The following is an 857-nucleotide window of genomic DNA, read 5'->3' on the forward strand; positions in this document are numbered from 1 at the left end:
TGGGCGCAGCCGCTTGAGCGAGTTGATGGCTCCGCGCCTGCGCCCATTGCTCACGCCGCCGAATGATGGCAAACAAATGAGGAACAGACTCGACTTGCGAGTGGCCCTGAAAAATGGGGCAGGTCAGTCCGAGGCCCATGCCGGACGCGTTGTCTACGGCGTCTGTGCGATCTGCAGGGTCCTGCCGATCGCGCCGTCGACATATTACCACCGCTTGGCGTGCCTCGCTGATCCGTCCAAAGCTTCGGAACGCCATCAGCGGGATGCGGTGCTACGCCCAGAAATCAAACGGGTCTGGGATGAGAATTACCAGGCCTACGGGGTCTGCAAGGCGTGGCATCAGCTGACGCGTGAGGGCTTCGAGGTGGCACGCTGCACGGTGGAGCGACTGATGAAACAGATCGGCATCCGTGGGGCTGTGCGCGGCAAGGTGGTCAAAACAACCGTCCCTGACACGTCAGCGCCTTGTCCGCGTGACAAGGTGAACCGCGTGTTCCGAGCACCTGCGCCCAACTTACTCTGGGTCAGCGACTTTACCTACGTGTCGACATGGCAGGGTTTTGTCTATGTGGCTTTTGTCATCGACACATTCGCTGATCGCATCGTCGGATGGCGGGTCTCTCGGTCTGCCAAAACTGACTTTGTTCTCGATGCTCTTGAACAGGCCCTGCATGATCGACGGCCTGTTCAGAAAGGCGGCTTGGTTCACCACTCGGATCGCGGCGGGCAAGGCGGTCTCAACCGGTCGTCGCAACACCACGATCTTGTTCCATTATCATGAACTCGTCCAGCGCCTCTGCGGGCGTCCTCCAACCGAGCGTCTTTCTCGGTCTGCCGTTCAGTGCAACTGCGACGGC

General features: G+C 60.1%; 1 pseudogene. It reads left to right on the forward strand.

Features of this window, described 5'->3' with window-relative positions:
* Positions 1–145: 145 nt before the first annotated feature.
* Positions 146–730: pseudogene (locus DQW77_RS17920) on the forward strand (IS3 family transposase); the annotation flags it as partial.
* Positions 731–857 lie beyond the last annotated feature (127 nt).

Source organism: Roseovarius sp. TE539 (assembly GCF_003298505.1).
Classification (GTDB): Bacteria; Pseudomonadota; Alphaproteobacteria; order Rhodobacterales; family Rhodobacteraceae; genus Roseovarius.